We start from the raw sequence: 15,577 nt of genomic DNA on the forward strand, positions 1-15,577 counted from the left end.
CGTCTCCGGTCAGTTTTTCATGGCTAAACAACAATTACTTCAAGCTGCCAACCATATCTTCCGGACGAACCCACTCATCAAACTCAGCGCCTGTCAGATAACCCAGTTTCATCGCCGATTGTTTCAATGTCAGCCCTTCTTTATGGGCTTTCTTAGCAATTTCTGCGGCTTTGTCATAACCGATATGTGTATTCAGCGCTGTTACCAGCATCAAAGATTCATTCAGCAACTGAGTAATGCGATCACGGTTAGGTTCGATACCAACGGCACAATGTTCATTGAAACTACGCATACCATCCGCCAGCAAGCGAACAGATTGCAGGAAGTTATTAATCACCATTGGACGGAACACATTCAGCTCAAAGTTGCCCGATGCCCCACCAATATTGATAGCAACATCATTGCCCATCACCTGAGCACAAAGCATCGTCACCGCTTCACACTGAGTTGGGTTAACTTTACCTGGCATGATTGAACTACCCGGTTCATTTTCAGGAATTGAAATTTCACCGATACCACAGCGAGGGCCGGAAGCCAACCAACGAACATCGTTTGCAATTTTCATCATGGATGCCGCCAGACCTTTTAATGCCCCATGAGAATGAACCAGAGCATCACAAGTCGCCAAGGCTTCAAATTTATTTGGTGCGGTAACAAACGGATGGTTGGTCAGTTCAGCCAATTTCTTAGCAACACGAACAGCATATTCAGGATGAGTATTTAAACCGGTGCCAACCGCAGTTCCCCCTAGCGCCAGTTCACAAACATGGGGAATACTGTCTTCAATGTGTTTTAGGTTATGCGTTAACATTGCCGCCCAACCAGAAATTTCCTGACCAAGGGTCAATGGCGTCGCATCTTGCAAGTGTGTACGGCCAATTTTAACGATATCCTTATAAGCTTCAGCTTTATCAGCCAATGTTTTTTGTAATATTTTCAGCTCAGGAATAAGGTGCTCACGCAGCGCGATAACCGCGGCAACATGCATTGCTGTTGGGAAAACGTCGTTAGAACTCTGACTTTTATTTACATCATCGTTAGGATGGATAAGGCGTTCACTCCCCCTCACCCCGCCAAGGATCTCACTTCCACGGTTCGCCAACACTTCGTTCATGTTCATGTTACTTTGTGTTCCAGAACCGGTCTGCCAGATAGCAAGAGGAAATTCTGTCGGATGTTTACCTTCCAGCACCTCTTTCGCAGCAGCAATAATTGCTTCACCACGTTCTTGCGGCAGAAGACCCAAATCCATATTGACACTGGCCGCAGCCTGTTTGGTCAATGCCAGAGCATGAATTAATGCAACCGGCATTTTCTCCTGCGAAATGCGAAAATGCTCAAGTGAACGTTGAGTTTGCGCTCCCCACAATTGGTCAGCAGGTACTTCGATGGGCCCCATTGAGTCTTTTTCAATGCGAGTGGCTGCCATTACTATCTCTCCTTAACACACAGAATAATCGAATATGCATATACCCGTCATCTTTCAAGTTGCCTCTTTGTTGGCTGCACTCGCTCACCCCGGTCACATAGTTACCTATGCTCCCGGGGATTCGCTCTCTTGCCGTCGCGATGCATCTTGAAATCAATAGGGTATAATCAGTCTTTGCAGATAAACTAATTAGCATTCTGTTATCATGCCACATATTAGTTCCTGATTATGCCAACCAAGTCGTATTTATCGTATTGTGGTAGAAAGGAAATAGATTGATTTTTTTAAAAAGAGAGTAACGGCCATGTTGAAGATGATAAATCAGATCCAGCGCTATTCATGGGGAAGCAAAACCGCCCTGATGGATATTTATGGTGTTGAAAATCCAGATAATCTGCCAATGGCTGAATTATGGATGGGCGCCCATCCTAAAAGCAGTTCACTTGTAGTCAATCCAGAAACGGGAAAACCCATTGCCTTAAATGAATTAATAGCCAGTGATCCGGAGAAATATCTGGGGAAAAAAGTTTCAGATAGCTTTCACCGTTTGCCTTTCCTATTTAAGGTATTGTGCGCCGCTCAACCTCTTTCAATTCAGGTTCATCCTGATAAAAAATCCGCAGAAGAGGGGTTTGCCAAAGAGAATATCGCCGGTATTCCGTTGGATTCCCCGGAAAGAAATTACAAAGATGATAACCATAAGCCCGAATTGGTTTATGCCCTTACCCCTTTCCGGGCAATGAATGGGTTCCGTCCATTAAACGAAATCGCGCAATTACTGAAATTTATTACTGCGGCTCATCCCAAAATTCCGTTCTTTATTCAGACACCAAATGAACAGAATCTTGCCTGCTTATTTTCCCAATTACTGAATATGAGTGGTAAACAAAAGCAGTTAGCTCTTGGCGTATTGAAATCAGCATTGAATAGTCGGCTCGGAGAACCTTGGGATTCCATCAAAAAAATGACGGCATTTTACCCTGACGACAATGGCCTATTTATTCCACTTTTACTTAATGTCATCGAACTTGAACCCGGTCAAGCCATGTTTCTATGCGCCCGCACGCCTCACGCTTATCTGGAAGGCGTTGCTCTTGAAGTGATGGCAAACTCAGATAATGTCCTACGAGCGGGCTTAACCAACAAATATATTGATATTCCTGAGCTAATGGCAAACCTTGACTTTATTTCAAAACCAACAAACACCTTATTTATGCTACCAAGACAGGAAAAAACAGCTAAAAATTTCCCGATTCCAGTGGATGATTTTGCATTTTCTATTTATTCTCTATCGGAACAGTCAATTACGCTTGATAACAATTCAGCATCGATTGTTTTTTGTGTTGAAGGTCAAACAGTTATACAATCTGGCGAACACCAATTGAGAATTTTCCCAGGTGAGTCAGTATTCATATCTGCTGCCGAAAAGGCTGTGATAATTCACGGTGATGGTTTTACTGCTCGGGTTTTTAATTAATAATACCAATCTGGGCCTAAAACTTATTCACAGGCGCTGTTAAGCACTACTTACACTCCAAGCTGTGTTAACGGCCATTTTTATACCAAGAGAATGCATATTACCTGCAAAATATGCATTAAAAGGATGGATTTGCATTATGAAAAAATCGTTAGTGGCAATAGGCATTATTGTTGCCTTGGGAGCAGCCTGGACTGGAGCTTCATGGTATACAGGCAAACAGATTGAACAACGTATAGATCAATCTATTTCCCGCGCCAATGCTGAGATGAAAAAAGCCTTCCCTGAAACAGGCTTGATGTTACAGAGTAAAGATTTCCACCGTGGCGTGTTCAGTTCTGATGTCCGTCTTGTTCTGACAGCTAAAGACGGCGTTAAAAACGCAGAAATCAAACCCGGTGAAGAGATTTCAATTAAATCGGTGATTGATCACGGCCCTTTCCCACTTGCACAAGTGAAAAAATTAACCTTAATTCCTAGTATGGCTTCCGTTCATTCCGAGCTGGAAAATAATAAATCTTTAAAATCCCTGTTTGAAATCACTAAAGGAAAATCACTATTCACTTCTGATTCACGTGTCAGTTATAGTGGTTCTGTTATTTCTGATGTTGATATCGTCCCTGTCGATTTTGAAAAAAATGGTGCTAAGTTCAATTTTTCCGGCGCCAAACTGACTTCCGATCTCAGCCGTGATCTGAAAGAGATATCACTGGCAATCAAGAGTGACCAGTTAGTCATCAATAAAAATGACGAAAATTTCCTTGTCAAAGGTATTGATTTAAACCTAGCTAACAAAAAAGGCAAATTTGATATCTATATTGGCGATCAAAGCATCAAAATTCAGGAAATCAGCCTAAAAGGCATCGGCAATGAAGATATGATGCTTTCCGGAGTTAAAATAGATTCAAATATCGGTGAAGATGAAACTAATCTGAAAGGAAAAATCACTTATAGTTTGGATGGTCTTAAACTGAAAAACATTGATTTTGGTTCTGGTAAGTTTGCAATTACTGCGGATCGTCTGGATGGTGAATCTGTCCGTAAGTTCACCCAAGCATATAATGATGCCACAGCTAAATCCCTCGCGTCTGGTGATCTCTCTTCCGATGCGGCAAACACAGCGATTATTGACGCGGTATTTTCTAACCTGCCTATTTTGCTGAAAAACAATCCACAATTTGGTATTGAGCCATTGACCTGGAAGAATACCAAAGGTGAAAGCACCATTAATTACCAAGTGGGTTTGAAGAGCTTGCCGAAAGATAAAAGTAGCTTGTCTTCAATGAAAACAGAAGAAGCTATTCGCACTTTAATTCAAAACATGTCTCTGAATGTCACATTACCAAAACCTATGATGATTGAGTTCGCTACTCAGTCGATGATAATGAATGGTGTGGATAAAGCAAAAGCTGAACATAATGCTGAACAACAGATAAAACAGTTTGAACAATTAGGACAGTTATTTAAAATTACCACGGTTGATAAAGATGCTATCAGCATTAAATTTAACTATGTAGACGGTAATGTAGAAATGAATGGTAAGAAAATGCCCTTACATCAGTTCATGTCTGAATACAATTTATCCGACCCTTCTGATGATGAAGCACCAGAGCAACCAGAACAAATAGTGCCAGAAGGCGACACCCACGACAATGGAAAAGTGAAAGCAGAAGGTACTGTGAAACCTGTGCAATAAAACGCGCCCATAAACGTTTTGTTAAATTGCCAGTCAACGTATGTGACTGGCTTTTTTATATAAAAAAGGACTGGAATGTGATTGACATAAAACTCCCACTGACAGATTTACACCGCCATCTCGATGGAAATATTCGACCGGAGACTATCTTAGATCTTGCCAACCAGCATAATATTCAGCTTCCAGCAAATGATCTGGAATCACTACTCCCTCACGTACAAATTATTGAAAATGAACCAAGCTTAGTAAGTTTTTTGCAAAAACTTGATTGGGGAGTGGCAGTATTAGCTGATTTGGACGCTTGTCGTCGTGTTGCTATCGAAAATGTTGAAGATGCCATCAATACTGGGCTAGATTATGCTGAATTACGTTTTTCCCCTTATTACATGGCGATGAACCACAAATTGCCGGTTGAAGGGGTCGTTGAAGCGATTATTGATGGTATCCGTTCTGCCCGTCAAAATAACGATATCGACATCCGTCTTATCGGAATTTTAAGCAGAACTTTTGGTGAACAAGCCTGTACTGAGGAATTAGCTAGCCTGCTGGCTCACCGGCAACATATTACCGCATTGGATCTCGCGGGTGACGAATTAGGTTTTCCCGGCCATCTTTTTCAATCTCATTTTACCAAAGCCCGTGACGCTGGATGGCATATAACCATTCATGCCGGCGAAGCCGCTGGTGCTGAAAGTATTTGGCAAGCAATTAGGGAATTAGGAGCTTCTCGTATTGGTCATGGGGTAAAAGCCATTACCGATCCCGTATTGATGGATTATTTGGTTGAAAACCGTATTGGTATTGAAGCCTGTTTAACCTCAAACCTTCAAACCAGCACCATCAATTCTTTATTGGACCATCCACTGAAACGATTCCTGGAAAAAGGTATTCTTGCTTCTATTAATACCGATGATCCGGCCGTTGAAGGCATCGATATCCGCCACGAATATGAAGTTGCCGCACCTGCCGCAGGTTTATCTATTGCTCAAATTCGCCAGGCTCAGATAAATGGGCTGGAAACCGCTTTTATCAGTGATGCGGAAAAAAAGGCATTACGTATGAAAGCAGCAAGTCGTTAAATATAAATAGTTCAGGAATGGAGATTCCATTCCTGACTTATTTTGGCTATTTATTAGGGATCACGGTTATATAATCACTGACACAATTTATCAGCTTACTATCACTTGTGATCAGTGGAATCTTGTTGTGCTTCGCCTGAGCGACAATTAACCGGTCAAACGGGTCTTTATGTAGTTTTTCAGGTAAATCGCTCACAGCAAGCGTATGCTCGCTTTTTATGGGGATTTCTATCAAACCAGCCTCAAACAACCCATCCCTGAACTGTTTGGGATCTACGGAAAAATCAGGCTTGTTGAGACTATTCTTGATGACCACTTTCCATACTGACGCCGCACTAAAACAAAGAGTTTTGTCGGTATCTTCAAGTATATCAACAATATCTGCTTTCAATTTTTCCGGTTCATATGCCATGAACAGCGGGATATTAGTATCTAACAACAAATCCATTAGGAGTATTTTCCTTCAAACATATCAATAATTTCGGTGCTGTTCATATCGTCAAAATTGGCGGGAACTCGTAAACGCCTAATTAACCCCACATACCCGACTGATTAATCTTTTGTCATAGTGTTTTTTCTTTTTTATTTAGGAGACAAACCACTATGACACTCACTGAAAAACAGCAACACTGGGCGGCAGTCATTGCTTCCCAGAAGCAGAGCGGGCTAACGGTGACGGCGTTTTGCCAGCACCATGAGATTAATCTGGCCACATTTTACTATTGGACAAAAAAGCTCCGGCAACAGCACGAGCCCCAACACCTGCATTCCGTTGTGGTTGAGGAACATTCCAAGGCCGGACACACCGTCACGCTCTTTCTGCCCAACGGACTCCGATCCTGTTATGGGACACCAATGGCTTCTGGCTCTACTACCGCCGGCTGGAAAAAGGCCGCTTTCAGTGGCCTGCTCCGGTGTCAGACGGCACGGTACACATTACACGCCAGCAACTGAACTGGCTGTTATCGGGGCTGGCGTTAGCACATCCCCGCGCACATCAGCCCTTACGGGGATTAAAAGTGTGATCGGTGACACTGATCCTGTTTTTGGAGTAGAGTATCGACAAAGTTGATACTTAAAATTAAAACTGATAGAGTATCTTCATTGTTGATACTTTAAGGATTTAAAAATGGCACGAGTAGTAGTGAAAAAATGGGGTAACAGCCCTTCTGTACGTCTTCCGGTAGCTATCATGCAAGCCGCCTCACTTAATGTTGATGATACTGTTGATATTGCTGTCGAAGATGGTCGAATTATGATTATTCCAATCAGGGTGAAAAAGTATTCTCTAGATGCGCTATTAGCCGGAATTACGCAGGAAAATATTCATGAAAAAATAGATTTTGGTTCTCCAGTGGGTAAGGAATTGATCTGATGGTTTCTCGTTTTGTGCCTGATGCTGGCGATATTATCTGGATTGACTTTGATCCTGTGACTGGACACGAACAAGGAGGCCATCGCCCCGCAGTAGTACTGAGTCCATTTGCATATAACAATAAGGTGGGGTTACTACTCTGTGTTCCTTGCACAACGAAAGCAAAAGATTATCCTTTTGAAGTTGAACTATCAGGAAGCCACGATAGTGTCGCCTTAGCTGACCAGGTAACATGCATTGATTGGCGAGCCAGAAAAGTGACAAAAAAAGGCAATGTTAATTCTTCAGAACTAGAAGATATAAGAGCTAAAGCAAAAGCGCTTATCGGATAACGAGGCTCTGTAAATCATAATATTTCACTATACCTGTCATCCTTCAAGTTGCCTCTTTGTTGGCTGCACTCACTCACCCCGGTCACATCGTTATCTATGCTCCCGGGGATTCGCTCCCTTGCCGCCTCGATGCATCTTGAAATCCATAAGGTATATATTTATATCTATCTCCATTTTAACCTCTTGGCATAACGTTGCGCCAATACGGCACACACCATCAACTGAATTTGATGAAAAATCATCAACGGCAACAACATTACGCCAACCGTCGCAGCGGGGAATAAAACATTTGCCATTGGCACGCCATTAGCCAGACTCTTTTTCGAACCACAAAAAACAATCGTAATTTCGTCTTCTTTATTAAAACCTAACCAACGGGCAATATAAGTATTAATAACCAACACAACCGCCAATAAAACACAGCAAACCACCCCAATCATCAGTAGCGAATAACCATCAATTTTATGCCAGATACCTTCTACCACCGCCTCACTAAAAGCCACATAAACCACCAAAAGAATCGATGACCGGTCAGTCATATTAACCAGTTTTTTATGTTTTTCTACCCAACGGGCAATCAATGGCCGCGACAAATGCCCAATAATAAAAGGAACCATCAATTGAAGAATTATGGATTTTATTGCTTCCAGCGTATCGGGGCTGCCTTCGCCTTGTGTATGGATCATCAACCCGACTAATATTGGCGATAAAAACACGCCCAGAATACTGGACGCCGAAGCACTGCAAATGGCAGCGGCAACATTACCACCAGCAACAGAGGTAAAAGCAATAGCTGACTGAACCGTAGCCGGTAATGCACAAAGATAAAGGAATCCCCAATAAATCGTTGATGTCATGATTTCGGGTACTAGCAAATTCAACCCTAATCCGATAATTGGGAATAAGACAAAAGTACTGAGAAAAACAACTAAATGAAGCCGCCAATGTCCCATGCCGGCAATAATGGCCTGACGGGATAATTTAGCTCCATGCATAAAAAACAGCAAAGCAATAGCAGCCGTCGTTAGCCGTTGAAACCAGACTTTAATTTCTCCCTCGCAAGGCAAGAATGTCGCAATAACGACTACCGTCACTAATACCATCAAAAAAGGATCTATTTTTAATCTTTGCCACCAAATCATTTATCATTTTCCTTGCTTTGCAAATAGTTAGCCCGGTTTACCAAGCTAACTACTAAGAATTAAATAGCTGAAAATAGACAAATCTTAAGAAATTCTGCGGGAGTTTATTCCATCACCACGATACCAAGCCGTTCCATCAGCTCCGACGCTTGATAGGTATCGATTTTCACGCCCTCCAGATTAATGCTACGAATGTCGAGTTCACCCAGCATTGAGTTAGTTAGATTACAGTGTGTAAAATTTGCTGCACGCCAATCAAAAGCGGCAAATTCACCACCAGAAAGATCGGAGCCACTGAAATTTGCACCAAGAATATTCGCACCGTTCCAACGGTTTTCCCATAACTCACACTTTTCAAGAATAACCTTAGAAAAGTTGGCATAGCTCAAGTTACTTTTGGTTATGTACGCACGACAAAACCAGACACGAGAACTAATCATATTCACAAAACTGGTTCCACGAAAATCTGAACCTTGAGCCCTACATTCCCTGATCTCTATACCAAGGGCGTTAGCATTCCTGAAATTAACCATTGACAGATCACAGCTTTTAAAGCTGGCGTCCTTTAGCACAGCATGGCTGAAGTTACACCCCATCTGACTTTCCTGGTCATAAAACTGACAACCGATAAACTGCGTTTCGCTCAGATCGGCCCCTGAAAAATCGCAGTTAAGGAATTTACTGTTTTCAATTACCTCTCCGGTAAACTGGTTACGTCCAATCTTCTCATCACACAGTATTAACGTTTTCATATAATGACTGTTCGTTGTTGTTTTGCCGACTGAATACCGGCTTCAATTAATTTCATAATTTGAATGGCTTCACTTGCCGTGACTGGATTAGGTTTACCTAGCGTAATCGCATCACGGATAGCAACATAATAAGCAGAATAATTACCAGGCAAAGTCGGCACATGTTCAGTCACTAACTCCTCTCCACTTAACAGTGTCATAACACCGTCACGAATATCATATCCCCAATCAGCATGCGGTGGCCTTTCCCCCGCTTTCAATCGCTCTTCCTGAGGATCAAGACCATATTTTACGTAACTGCCTTCCATACCATGCAACGTATAAACAGCAGATTCAGCCGCCGCCACAGTTGTTGCATGAAGAACTACTTTGATATCCGGGTAATTCAGCAATGCATGAAAATAATCCACCGCTTCCGCTTGTGGGCGAATCATTCCCAAATCAGCCGTAATAGATTGCGGTTTACCAAACAGTTGAACCGCCTGATCGAGTAAGTGAGGGCCTAAATCATACCAAATGCCACTTCCTTGCCCTGCCGCTTCACGCCATCTTTGACGTATAACCGGACGATAACGATCAAAATGGGATGCGAAATATTTTAATTTGCCCAAACGATTCTCTTTAATTAACGACTTTATCGTCAAAAAACCGGAATCCCAACGACGGTTATGAAATACAGAAAGTAATAAATCCGCTTTTTCTGCCTGCTCTTTTAAAGATTCAGCTTGTTCAACGGTGATAGTAAACGGTTTATCCACCACAACATGCTTACCCGCTGCCAATGCCTTCTGTGCCAGAGGATAATGCGTATCATTAGGTGTCGGAATAACGATTAAGTCAATGTCGGGATCATTAAAAAGATCCTCAGGGCAGGATACCACCGGGATATTTGGCCAATCTGATTTCACTTTCTCAGCATCACTACTGGAAATAGCGGCCAATTTAACACCAGCAGTGCCAGCAATTAATGGTGCATGGAACGTTTTACTCGCATAACCATACCCCACCAACCCAACCTTTAACAGCTCACGCATAACAGCCCCTCAAACTCATTAATAATATGCAGCAATTCAGCATCCGTAAAAAATATCATCGGTGATGACCGTTTCGCAAACTATCTCTAAATTTACTCTTGAAGATCTTTCAATCAATCTATTTCCTAAGTCATCAGAATCGCCTATTATTCTTTTTTCGTATAGCTTCAAGTGGAATGATTTATGTATCAAACCAATGACTACCACCGAATTAATGGTTGGATTCTGGCTCCGGCGGCTTATCTGATTATGACCTTTTTCAGCGCCAGTATAATGCTCGCCTTATATATTGTGGCATTTTTTAGTCAAAACAATGCATTGAGTGCCGGGAATAATCACTTTACTTTAATGTGGTTTCTTTCTGTTGCCATTACTGCGGTAATGTGGTGTTACACCCTATGGGTATTGAAACTGCTTTTCATTCGATCAAAAAGATTTCCCCAAATTTTTATTATTTGGCTTATTGTTACCGTATTAATTGCATTGAAAACTTTCGCTTTCTCCCCTATTCCTGATCAAATAGCTTTGCGTGCATTAGCATGGCCACTATTGGCAACTGCTATTTTTGTCCCCTACATTAAACGCTCTCATCGAGTCAAAATGACTTTCACACAAGATCGATAACCTCAACTTTCTTTGGTTGTTATCATTAACAATAGATTGCCCCTGGTAAAACGAGGGCATACTTATAATTTAATAAAAAGTCAACAAACTCATTTTCAGGCACAGCAATGACTGACTATTTTCTTTTATTTGTTGGAACCGTATTGGTTAACAATTTCGTCTTGGTGAAATTCCTCGGTTTATGCCCTTTCATGGGCGTATCTAAAAAACTGGAAACTGCCATCGGGATGGGGTTTGCGACAACATTTGTCATGACACTAGCCTCTGTATGTTCATGGCTGGTGAATACCTTTATTTTATTACCACTGGACTTAATCTATTTGCGTACTCTGAGCTTTATTCTTGTCATTGCGGTCGTGGTGCAATTCACAGAGCTTGTTGTACGCAAAACCAGCCCGACGTTATACCGGTTATTGGGTATTTTCTTGCCGTTGATTACGACTAACTGTGCTGTACTGGGTGTGGCGCTGCTGAATATCAATCAATCACACGATTTTTTACAATCCGCTATCTATGGTTTCGGTGCCGCCGCCGGTTTCTCTCTCGTTATGGTATTGTTTGCCGCTATTCGCGAACGTCTGGCTGTTGCTGATGTACCCGCCCCTTTCAAGGGGTCATCTATTGGTCTTATTACTGCGGGTTTAATGTCCTTGGCTTTTATGGGCTTTAGTGGTTTGGTGAAATTCTGATGACATCGTTATGGATTGCTATTGGTGCACTCAGTGCACTAGGGTTAATTTTTGGGTTAATCCTAGGGTTTGCTGCCCGCCGTTTTCAGGTGGAAGAGGACCCCATTGTTGAAAACATTGATGATATTCTGCCGCAAAGCCAGTGTGGACAATGCGGTTACCCAGGCTGTCGCCCTTATGCTGAAGCCGTAGCGAATAATAGCGAGATGATTAACAAATGTGCACCGGGTGGTGAGCAAGTCATGCTGAAAATTTCAGAGCTGCTCGGTATCGATCCGCAACCATTGGATGGTGATGCAAACGTACAAAACCCTGCACGCAAAGTCGCCTTTATTGATGAAGAAAATTGCATTGGTTGCACTAAATGTATTCAGGCATGTCCTGTAGACGCTATCGTCGGTGCTACACGCGCCATGCATACCATTGTTGAAGATTTATGTACCGGTTGTGACCTGTGCGTTGCTCCTTGTCCAACAGACTGTATTACGATGATCCCTGTAGCAACAACCACTTCCAACTGGAAATGGGATTTAAAAGCTATTCCAGTTAGAAATATTCCTGTTCAGCCACCTCTCGCCACTTCCATTAAAAGTATCCCGGTCAAAAATATTGAGGCTGAACACCATGTTTAATTTATTTAATTTGCTCAATAAAAATAAAATCTGGGATTTCGCCGGTGGTATTCATCCACCTGAAATGAAGCTGCAATCCAGCCAGACCCCTTTACGCATTGCGCCACTACCGGAAGAGTTAATCATCCCATTGCAACAACATTTGGGTACGGAAGGCGAGTTGCTGGTTAAAGTGGGTGATGAAGTGCTTAAAGGCCAACCTTTGACATTTGGCACTGGTCGTACTGTACCGGTGCATGCATCGACTTCCGGCACAATCATTGCCATTGAACCGTGTATTACAGCGCACCCATCCGGGTTGAAAGAGTTATGCGTTCGTTTGCGCCCTGATGGGAAAGATCAATGGGGTGAACGCATTCAAGCACCGGATTATCAATCACTGGATGCAGATACGATTCTTAACCGAATCCATCAGGCCGGTATCGCAGGTTTAGGTGGAGCCGGCTTTCCTACCGCAGCCAAACTACAAAACGGCCGTCATGGTCTTAAGACACTGATCATTAATGCCGCAGAATGCGAGCCTTATATCACCGCGGATGACCGCCTGATGCAGGAACATGCCGGCGAACTTATTGAGGGCATTCGTATTCTGGAACATCTGCTTAAACCGGAGCAGATCCTGATTGGTATCGAAGATAATAAACCAGCAGCAATAAAAGAACTCAAAACCGTTCTAAAGGGCGATAAATCGATTATCGTCCGGGTTATCCCAACCAAATATCCTTCTGGCGGTGCCAAACAACTGACCAAGATACTGACCGGTAAAGAAGTCCCCTCCGGTGGCCGTTCCTCTACTATCGGTGTACTGATGCAGAACGTAGGTACAGTGGTTGCAATCAAACGTGCCATTATTGATGGAGAACCTTTGATTGAGCGCATCGTCACAATTACTGGCGAAGCCATCACCTCGCCGGGTAACTTTTGGGCGCGGCTCGGTACTCCGGTACAATTTCTTCTCCAGTTAGCCGGTTTTGCACCACAATCCGAACAGATGGTCATTATGGGTGGGCCCTTAATGGGATTTACGCTACCTGACCTCAACGTGCCCATCGTTAAGATCAGTAACTGTATTCTGGCTCCATCCCATCAGGAAATGGATTCAAATACAACGGAAGAGGCTTGTATCCGTTGTGGATTATGTGTGGAAGCCTGCCCTGCCCGTTTATTGCCACAACAGCTCTATTGGTTCAGTCGGGGACAAGAGCACGAAAAAGCCAGAGATCACAATCTGTTCGACTGTATTGAATGCGGCGCCTGTGCTTATGTCTGCCCAAGCAATATTCCTCTAGTGCAATATTATCGCCAAGAGAAAGCTGAAATTCGGGCCTTGGATCAGGAAAACCGCCGTTCAACCGAAGCCAAAATTCGTTTCGAAGCTAAGCAGGCGCGCATGGAACGAGAAAAACTGGCCCGAGAGGAAAGGCACAAAAAATCGAACGTCCAAATTGATAATAAAGATAAGAGCGCTGTACAAGATGCGCTTTCCCGCGTGAAGGAAAAACAGGCTAACGCGGGTAAAATTGTTGCTATAGAACCGGGGCAAATACCTAATAATGCCGCAGTAATAGCTGCTCGTCAGGCAAGAAAAGAGCAGCTTCGCGCTCGTCAGGCGGAAAAACAGGCGGTGGAAAATATTAGTATTACTCCATCTGAACCACCAAGTGCAGAAGATCCACGCAAAGCCGCATTAGCAGCAGCAATTGCCAGAGCTAAAGCGAAGAAAGCAGCTCAAAATCAAGAAGTAACACCATCACCAGAAGCGAGAGAACCAGAAACTACTGCTAGTGAAAAACAAGATCTTCATAAAGATGCGGTCGCTGCCGCTATTGCCCGTGTCAAAGCCAAGAAAGCCCAAACACAGCAATTAGCTGAAACTCAAGCAGAACCACCGCCAGCGGAAGAAACTGATCCGCGTAAAGCTGCCATCGCGGCTGCCATTGCTCGTGTTAAAGCCAAGAAAGTCCAAACACAGCAATTAACTGAAACTCAGGCAGAACCACCGCCAGCGGAAGAAACTGATCCACGTAAAGCTGCCGTCGCGGCTGCCATTGCTCGTGTTAAAGCCAAGAAAGTCCAAACACAGCAATTAACTGAAACTCAGGCAGAAACACCGTCAGCGGAAGAAACCGATCCGCGTAAAGCTGCCGTCGCCGCCGCTATTGCCAGGGTTAAGGCCAAAAAAGACGCTCAGGAACAACAGAAAATTTCAATAGAATAGTGATTGTTATAAATGAAATTCAGACCCGTTCAGATTGACAATAAAAAACTAAAAGTCGCAAGTTCGCCTTTTACACACGATCAGCAAAGTACCAGCCGCATTATGCTGTGGGTTGTGCTGGCAGCAATCCCCGGTATTGCAGTACAAACTTACTTCTTTAGTTACGGTACCTTGTTCCAGCTCCTGCTTGCAGTGATTACCGCCCTACTTGCAGAATCATTTGCCCTATCTTTGCGTAAACAGGCAATTATGCCTCGTTTGCAGGATAATTCTGCATTACTGACAGGTTTACTTTTAGGGATCAGCCTTCCACCACTGGCTCCTTGGTGGCTGATTGTATTGGGAACTGCCTTTGCGGTAATTATTGCCAAACACTTATATGGTGGCCTTGGTCAAAACCCATTCAATCCGGCAATGGTCGGTTATGTCGTACTGCTAATATCATTCCCAGTGCAAATGACCGGCTGGCTGCCTCCTATGGATTTACTGGCAACACAAATCACACCGCTAGACAGTCTGATGGTGATCTTCAGCGGTCATACTCCCGATGGCACAACATTACAGCAGTTGCAACAAGGTTTCGATGGAATCAGCCAGGCTACACCGCTGGATAGTTTCAAAACCGGTTTATTGACTCACAATATTGATGACGTTCTTCGCCAACCTATATTGCAAGGATCTCTGGCTGGCATTGGCTGGCAATGGGTCAACATTGCTTATCTTGTTGGTGGGTTGATTCTGCTGAACAGAAAAGTGATAACCTGGCAAATTCCTGTGGCATTTATCCTGGTATTAGGCTTATGTGCACTCATTAGCTGGTTGATTGATCCATCTCATTATTCGCCACCATTATTACAACTGTTCTCCGGTGCAACCATGCTAGGTGCATTCTTTATTGCAACCGATCCCGTCAGTGCTTCCACGACACCCAAAGGTCGTTTGGTTTTTGGTGCCATGATCGGTTTATTAGTCTGGGTTATCCGTGTTTATGGTGGTTATCCTGATGCCATAGCATTTGCGGTCTTATTGGCGAATATTACCGTGCCACTCATTGACCATTACACCCAACCCCGCGTTTACGGGCATAAATAAGGAGCC

17 protein-coding genes are annotated in these 15,577 nt (G+C 43.3%); 11 read left to right on the plus strand and 6 right to left on the minus strand.

Annotation, left to right across the window (positions count from 1 at the left end; genetic code table 11):
- Positions 1–34: 34 nt before the first annotated feature.
- The gene (gene fumC, locus CKY02_RS00435) at positions 35–1,429 is read right to left on the minus strand and encodes a class II fumarate hydratase (protein WP_112893803.1); all 1,395 of its coding nucleotides are present in this window, start codon (positions 1,427–1,429) and stop codon (positions 35–37) included.
- Positions 1,410–1,643, minus strand: a complete 234-nt coding sequence (locus CKY02_RS23400) for a hypothetical protein (RefSeq protein ID WP_146747375.1) — start codon at positions 1,641–1,643, stop codon at positions 1,410–1,412. The genes fumC and CKY02_RS23400 overlap by 20 nt, the downstream gene beginning before the upstream one ends.
- A 90-nt stretch (positions 1,644–1,733) precedes the next feature.
- Between CKY02_RS23400 and manA the strand changes: the two genes are divergently transcribed.
- The 3 genes from manA (at position 1,734) to add (ending at position 5,681) form a co-directional block, all read left to right on the plus strand.
- Positions 1,734–2,906, plus strand: coding sequence for a mannose-6-phosphate isomerase (gene manA, locus CKY02_RS00440; RefSeq protein ID WP_112893804.1), 1,173 nt, complete (start codon positions 1,734–1,736; stop codon positions 2,904–2,906).
- 139 nt (positions 2,907–3,045) lie between these two features.
- A complete protein-coding gene (locus tag CKY02_RS00445) occupies positions 3,046–4,602 on the plus strand; it encodes a YdgA family protein (RefSeq protein ID WP_112893805.1) in 1,557 nt (518 codons plus the stop codon).
- Positions 4,603–4,679: 77 nt separating this feature from the next.
- Positions 4,680–5,681 (plus strand): adenosine deaminase, encoded by a 1,002-nt coding sequence (gene add, locus CKY02_RS00450; RefSeq protein WP_112893806.1) that lies wholly within the window; start codon positions 4,680–4,682, stop codon positions 5,679–5,681.
- Between the two features lie 46 nt (positions 5,682–5,727).
- Here the strand turns inward: add and CKY02_RS00455 are convergent, their stop codons facing one another.
- On the minus strand, positions 5,728–6,129 hold the full coding sequence (locus CKY02_RS00455) for a type II toxin-antitoxin system VapC family toxin (protein WP_112893807.1): 402 nt from the start codon (positions 6,127–6,129) through the stop codon (positions 5,728–5,730).
- Positions 6,130–6,284: 155 nt separating this feature from the next.
- Between CKY02_RS00455 and tnpA the strand changes: the two genes are divergently transcribed.
- The 3 genes from tnpA (at position 6,285) to mazF (ending at position 7,388) form a co-directional block, all read left to right on the plus strand.
- Entirely contained in the window at positions 6,285–6,635 is a 351-nt protein-coding gene (gene tnpA / locus CKY02_RS25405) for an IS66 family insertion sequence element accessory protein TnpA (protein ID WP_238399406.1), read from the plus strand.
- 175 nt (positions 6,636–6,810) lie between these two features.
- Positions 6,811–7,056 (plus strand): AbrB/MazE/SpoVT family DNA-binding domain-containing protein, encoded by a 246-nt coding sequence (locus CKY02_RS00470; RefSeq protein ID WP_112893809.1) that lies wholly within the window; start codon positions 6,811–6,813, stop codon positions 7,054–7,056.
- Complete coding sequence (gene mazF / locus CKY02_RS00475) at positions 7,056–7,388, plus strand: endoribonuclease MazF (RefSeq protein ID WP_112893810.1); 333 nt, start codon at positions 7,056–7,058, stop codon at positions 7,386–7,388. The genes CKY02_RS00470 and mazF overlap by 1 nt, the downstream gene beginning before the upstream one ends.
- A 164-nt stretch (positions 7,389–7,552) precedes the next feature.
- Here mazF and CKY02_RS00480 read toward each other — a convergent pair whose 3' ends face one another.
- The 3 genes from CKY02_RS00480 to CKY02_RS00490 all read right to left on the minus strand — a co-directional run bounded on the left by CKY02_RS00480 (position 7,553) and on the right by CKY02_RS00490 (position 10,316).
- Positions 7,553–8,530: a bile acid:sodium symporter family protein gene (locus tag CKY02_RS00480; protein ID WP_112893811.1), complete on the minus strand. Its 978-nt coding sequence runs from the start codon at positions 8,528–8,530 to the stop codon at positions 7,553–7,555.
- A gap of 104 nt (positions 8,531–8,634) precedes the next feature.
- On the minus strand, positions 8,635–9,282 hold the full coding sequence (locus CKY02_RS00485) for a Qnr family pentapeptide repeat protein (RefSeq protein WP_112893812.1): 648 nt from the start codon (positions 9,280–9,282) through the stop codon (positions 8,635–8,637).
- Positions 9,279–10,316 (minus strand): oxidoreductase, encoded by a 1,038-nt coding sequence (locus tag CKY02_RS00490; protein ID WP_112893813.1) that lies wholly within the window; start codon positions 10,314–10,316, stop codon positions 9,279–9,281. The genes CKY02_RS00485 and CKY02_RS00490 overlap by 4 nt, the downstream gene beginning before the upstream one ends.
- Positions 10,317–10,499: 183 nt before the next feature.
- Between CKY02_RS00490 and CKY02_RS00495 the strand changes: the two genes are divergently transcribed.
- The 5 genes from CKY02_RS00495 to rsxD all read left to right on the plus strand — a co-directional run bounded on the left by CKY02_RS00495 (position 10,500) and on the right by rsxD (position 15,571).
- Positions 10,500–10,940: a DUF2569 domain-containing protein gene (locus tag CKY02_RS00495; protein ID WP_112893814.1), complete on the plus strand. Its 441-nt coding sequence runs from the start codon at positions 10,500–10,502 to the stop codon at positions 10,938–10,940.
- Positions 10,941–11,047: 107 nt separating this feature from the next.
- Complete coding sequence (gene rsxA, locus CKY02_RS00500; protein WP_011146612.1) at positions 11,048–11,629, plus strand: electron transport complex subunit RsxA; 582 nt, start codon at positions 11,048–11,050, stop codon at positions 11,627–11,629.
- On the plus strand, positions 11,629–12,261 hold the full coding sequence (gene rsxB, locus CKY02_RS00505; RefSeq protein WP_112893815.1) for an electron transport complex subunit RsxB: 633 nt from the start codon (positions 11,629–11,631) through the stop codon (positions 12,259–12,261). Before rsxA ends, rsxB begins: the two co-directional genes overlap by 1 nt.
- Complete coding sequence (rsxC, locus tag CKY02_RS00510) at positions 12,254–14,479, plus strand: electron transport complex subunit RsxC (protein WP_112893816.1); 2,226 nt, start codon at positions 12,254–12,256, stop codon at positions 14,477–14,479. The genes rsxB and rsxC overlap by 8 nt, the downstream gene beginning before the upstream one ends.
- A 12-nt stretch (positions 14,480–14,491) precedes the next feature.
- Positions 14,492–15,571 carry an electron transport complex subunit RsxD gene (gene rsxD / locus CKY02_RS00515; RefSeq protein WP_112893817.1) on the plus strand — a complete coding sequence of 360 codons (1,080 nt, stop codon included), beginning with the start codon at positions 14,492–14,494 and terminating at the stop codon, positions 15,569–15,571.
- Positions 15,572–15,577: the final 6 nt, after the last annotated feature.

This window comes from Photorhabdus bodei (genome assembly GCF_003287735.1).
GTDB lineage: Bacteria > Pseudomonadota > Gammaproteobacteria > Enterobacterales > Enterobacteriaceae > Photorhabdus > Photorhabdus kayaii.

Excerpts from the sequence above, each read along its gene's own strand:
- rsxC (WP_112893816.1), top strand. The coding sequence starts at position 12,254 with ATGTTTAATTTATTTAATTTGCTCAATAAAAATAAAATCTGGGATTTC.
- CKY02_RS00445 (WP_112893805.1), top strand. The coding sequence starts at position 3,046 with ATGAAAAAATCGTTAGTGGCAATAGGCATTATTGTTGCCTTGGGAGCA.
- rsxA (WP_011146612.1), top strand. The coding sequence starts at position 11,048 with ATGACTGACTATTTTCTTTTATTTGTTGGAACCGTATTGGTTAACAAT.
- manA (WP_112893804.1), top strand. The coding sequence starts at position 1,734 with ATGTTGAAGATGATAAATCAGATCCAGCGCTATTCATGGGGAAGCAAA.
- CKY02_RS00490 (WP_112893813.1), bottom strand. The coding sequence starts at position 10,316 with ATGCGTGAGCTGTTAAAGGTTGGGTTGGTGGGGTATGGTTATGCGAGT.
- tnpA (WP_238399406.1), top strand. The coding sequence starts at position 6,285 with ATGACACTCACTGAAAAACAGCAACACTGGGCGGCAGTCATTGCTTCC.
- fumC (WP_112893803.1), bottom strand. The coding sequence starts at position 1,429 with ATGGCAGCCACTCGCATTGAAAAAGACTCAATGGGGCCCATCGAAGTA.
- CKY02_RS00470 (WP_112893809.1), top strand. The coding sequence starts at position 6,811 with ATGGCACGAGTAGTAGTGAAAAAATGGGGTAACAGCCCTTCTGTACGT.
- CKY02_RS00480 (WP_112893811.1), bottom strand. The coding sequence starts at position 8,530 with ATGATTTGGTGGCAAAGATTAAAAATAGATCCTTTTTTGATGGTATTA.
- CKY02_RS23400 (WP_146747375.1), bottom strand. The coding sequence starts at position 1,643 with ATGTGGCATGATAACAGAATGCTAATTAGTTTATCTGCAAAGACTGAT.
- CKY02_RS00485 (WP_112893812.1), bottom strand. The coding sequence starts at position 9,282 with ATGAAAACGTTAATACTGTGTGATGAGAAGATTGGACGTAACCAGTTT.
- rsxB (WP_112893815.1), top strand. The coding sequence starts at position 11,629 with ATGACATCGTTATGGATTGCTATTGGTGCACTCAGTGCACTAGGGTTA.
- mazF (WP_112893810.1), top strand. The coding sequence starts at position 7,056 with ATGGTTTCTCGTTTTGTGCCTGATGCTGGCGATATTATCTGGATTGAC.
- rsxD (WP_112893817.1), top strand. The coding sequence starts at position 14,492 with ATGAAATTCAGACCCGTTCAGATTGACAATAAAAAACTAAAAGTCGCA.
- CKY02_RS00455 (WP_112893807.1), bottom strand. The coding sequence starts at position 6,129 with ATGGATTTGTTGTTAGATACTAATATCCCGCTGTTCATGGCATATGAA.
- CKY02_RS00495 (WP_112893814.1), top strand. The coding sequence starts at position 10,500 with ATGTATCAAACCAATGACTACCACCGAATTAATGGTTGGATTCTGGCT.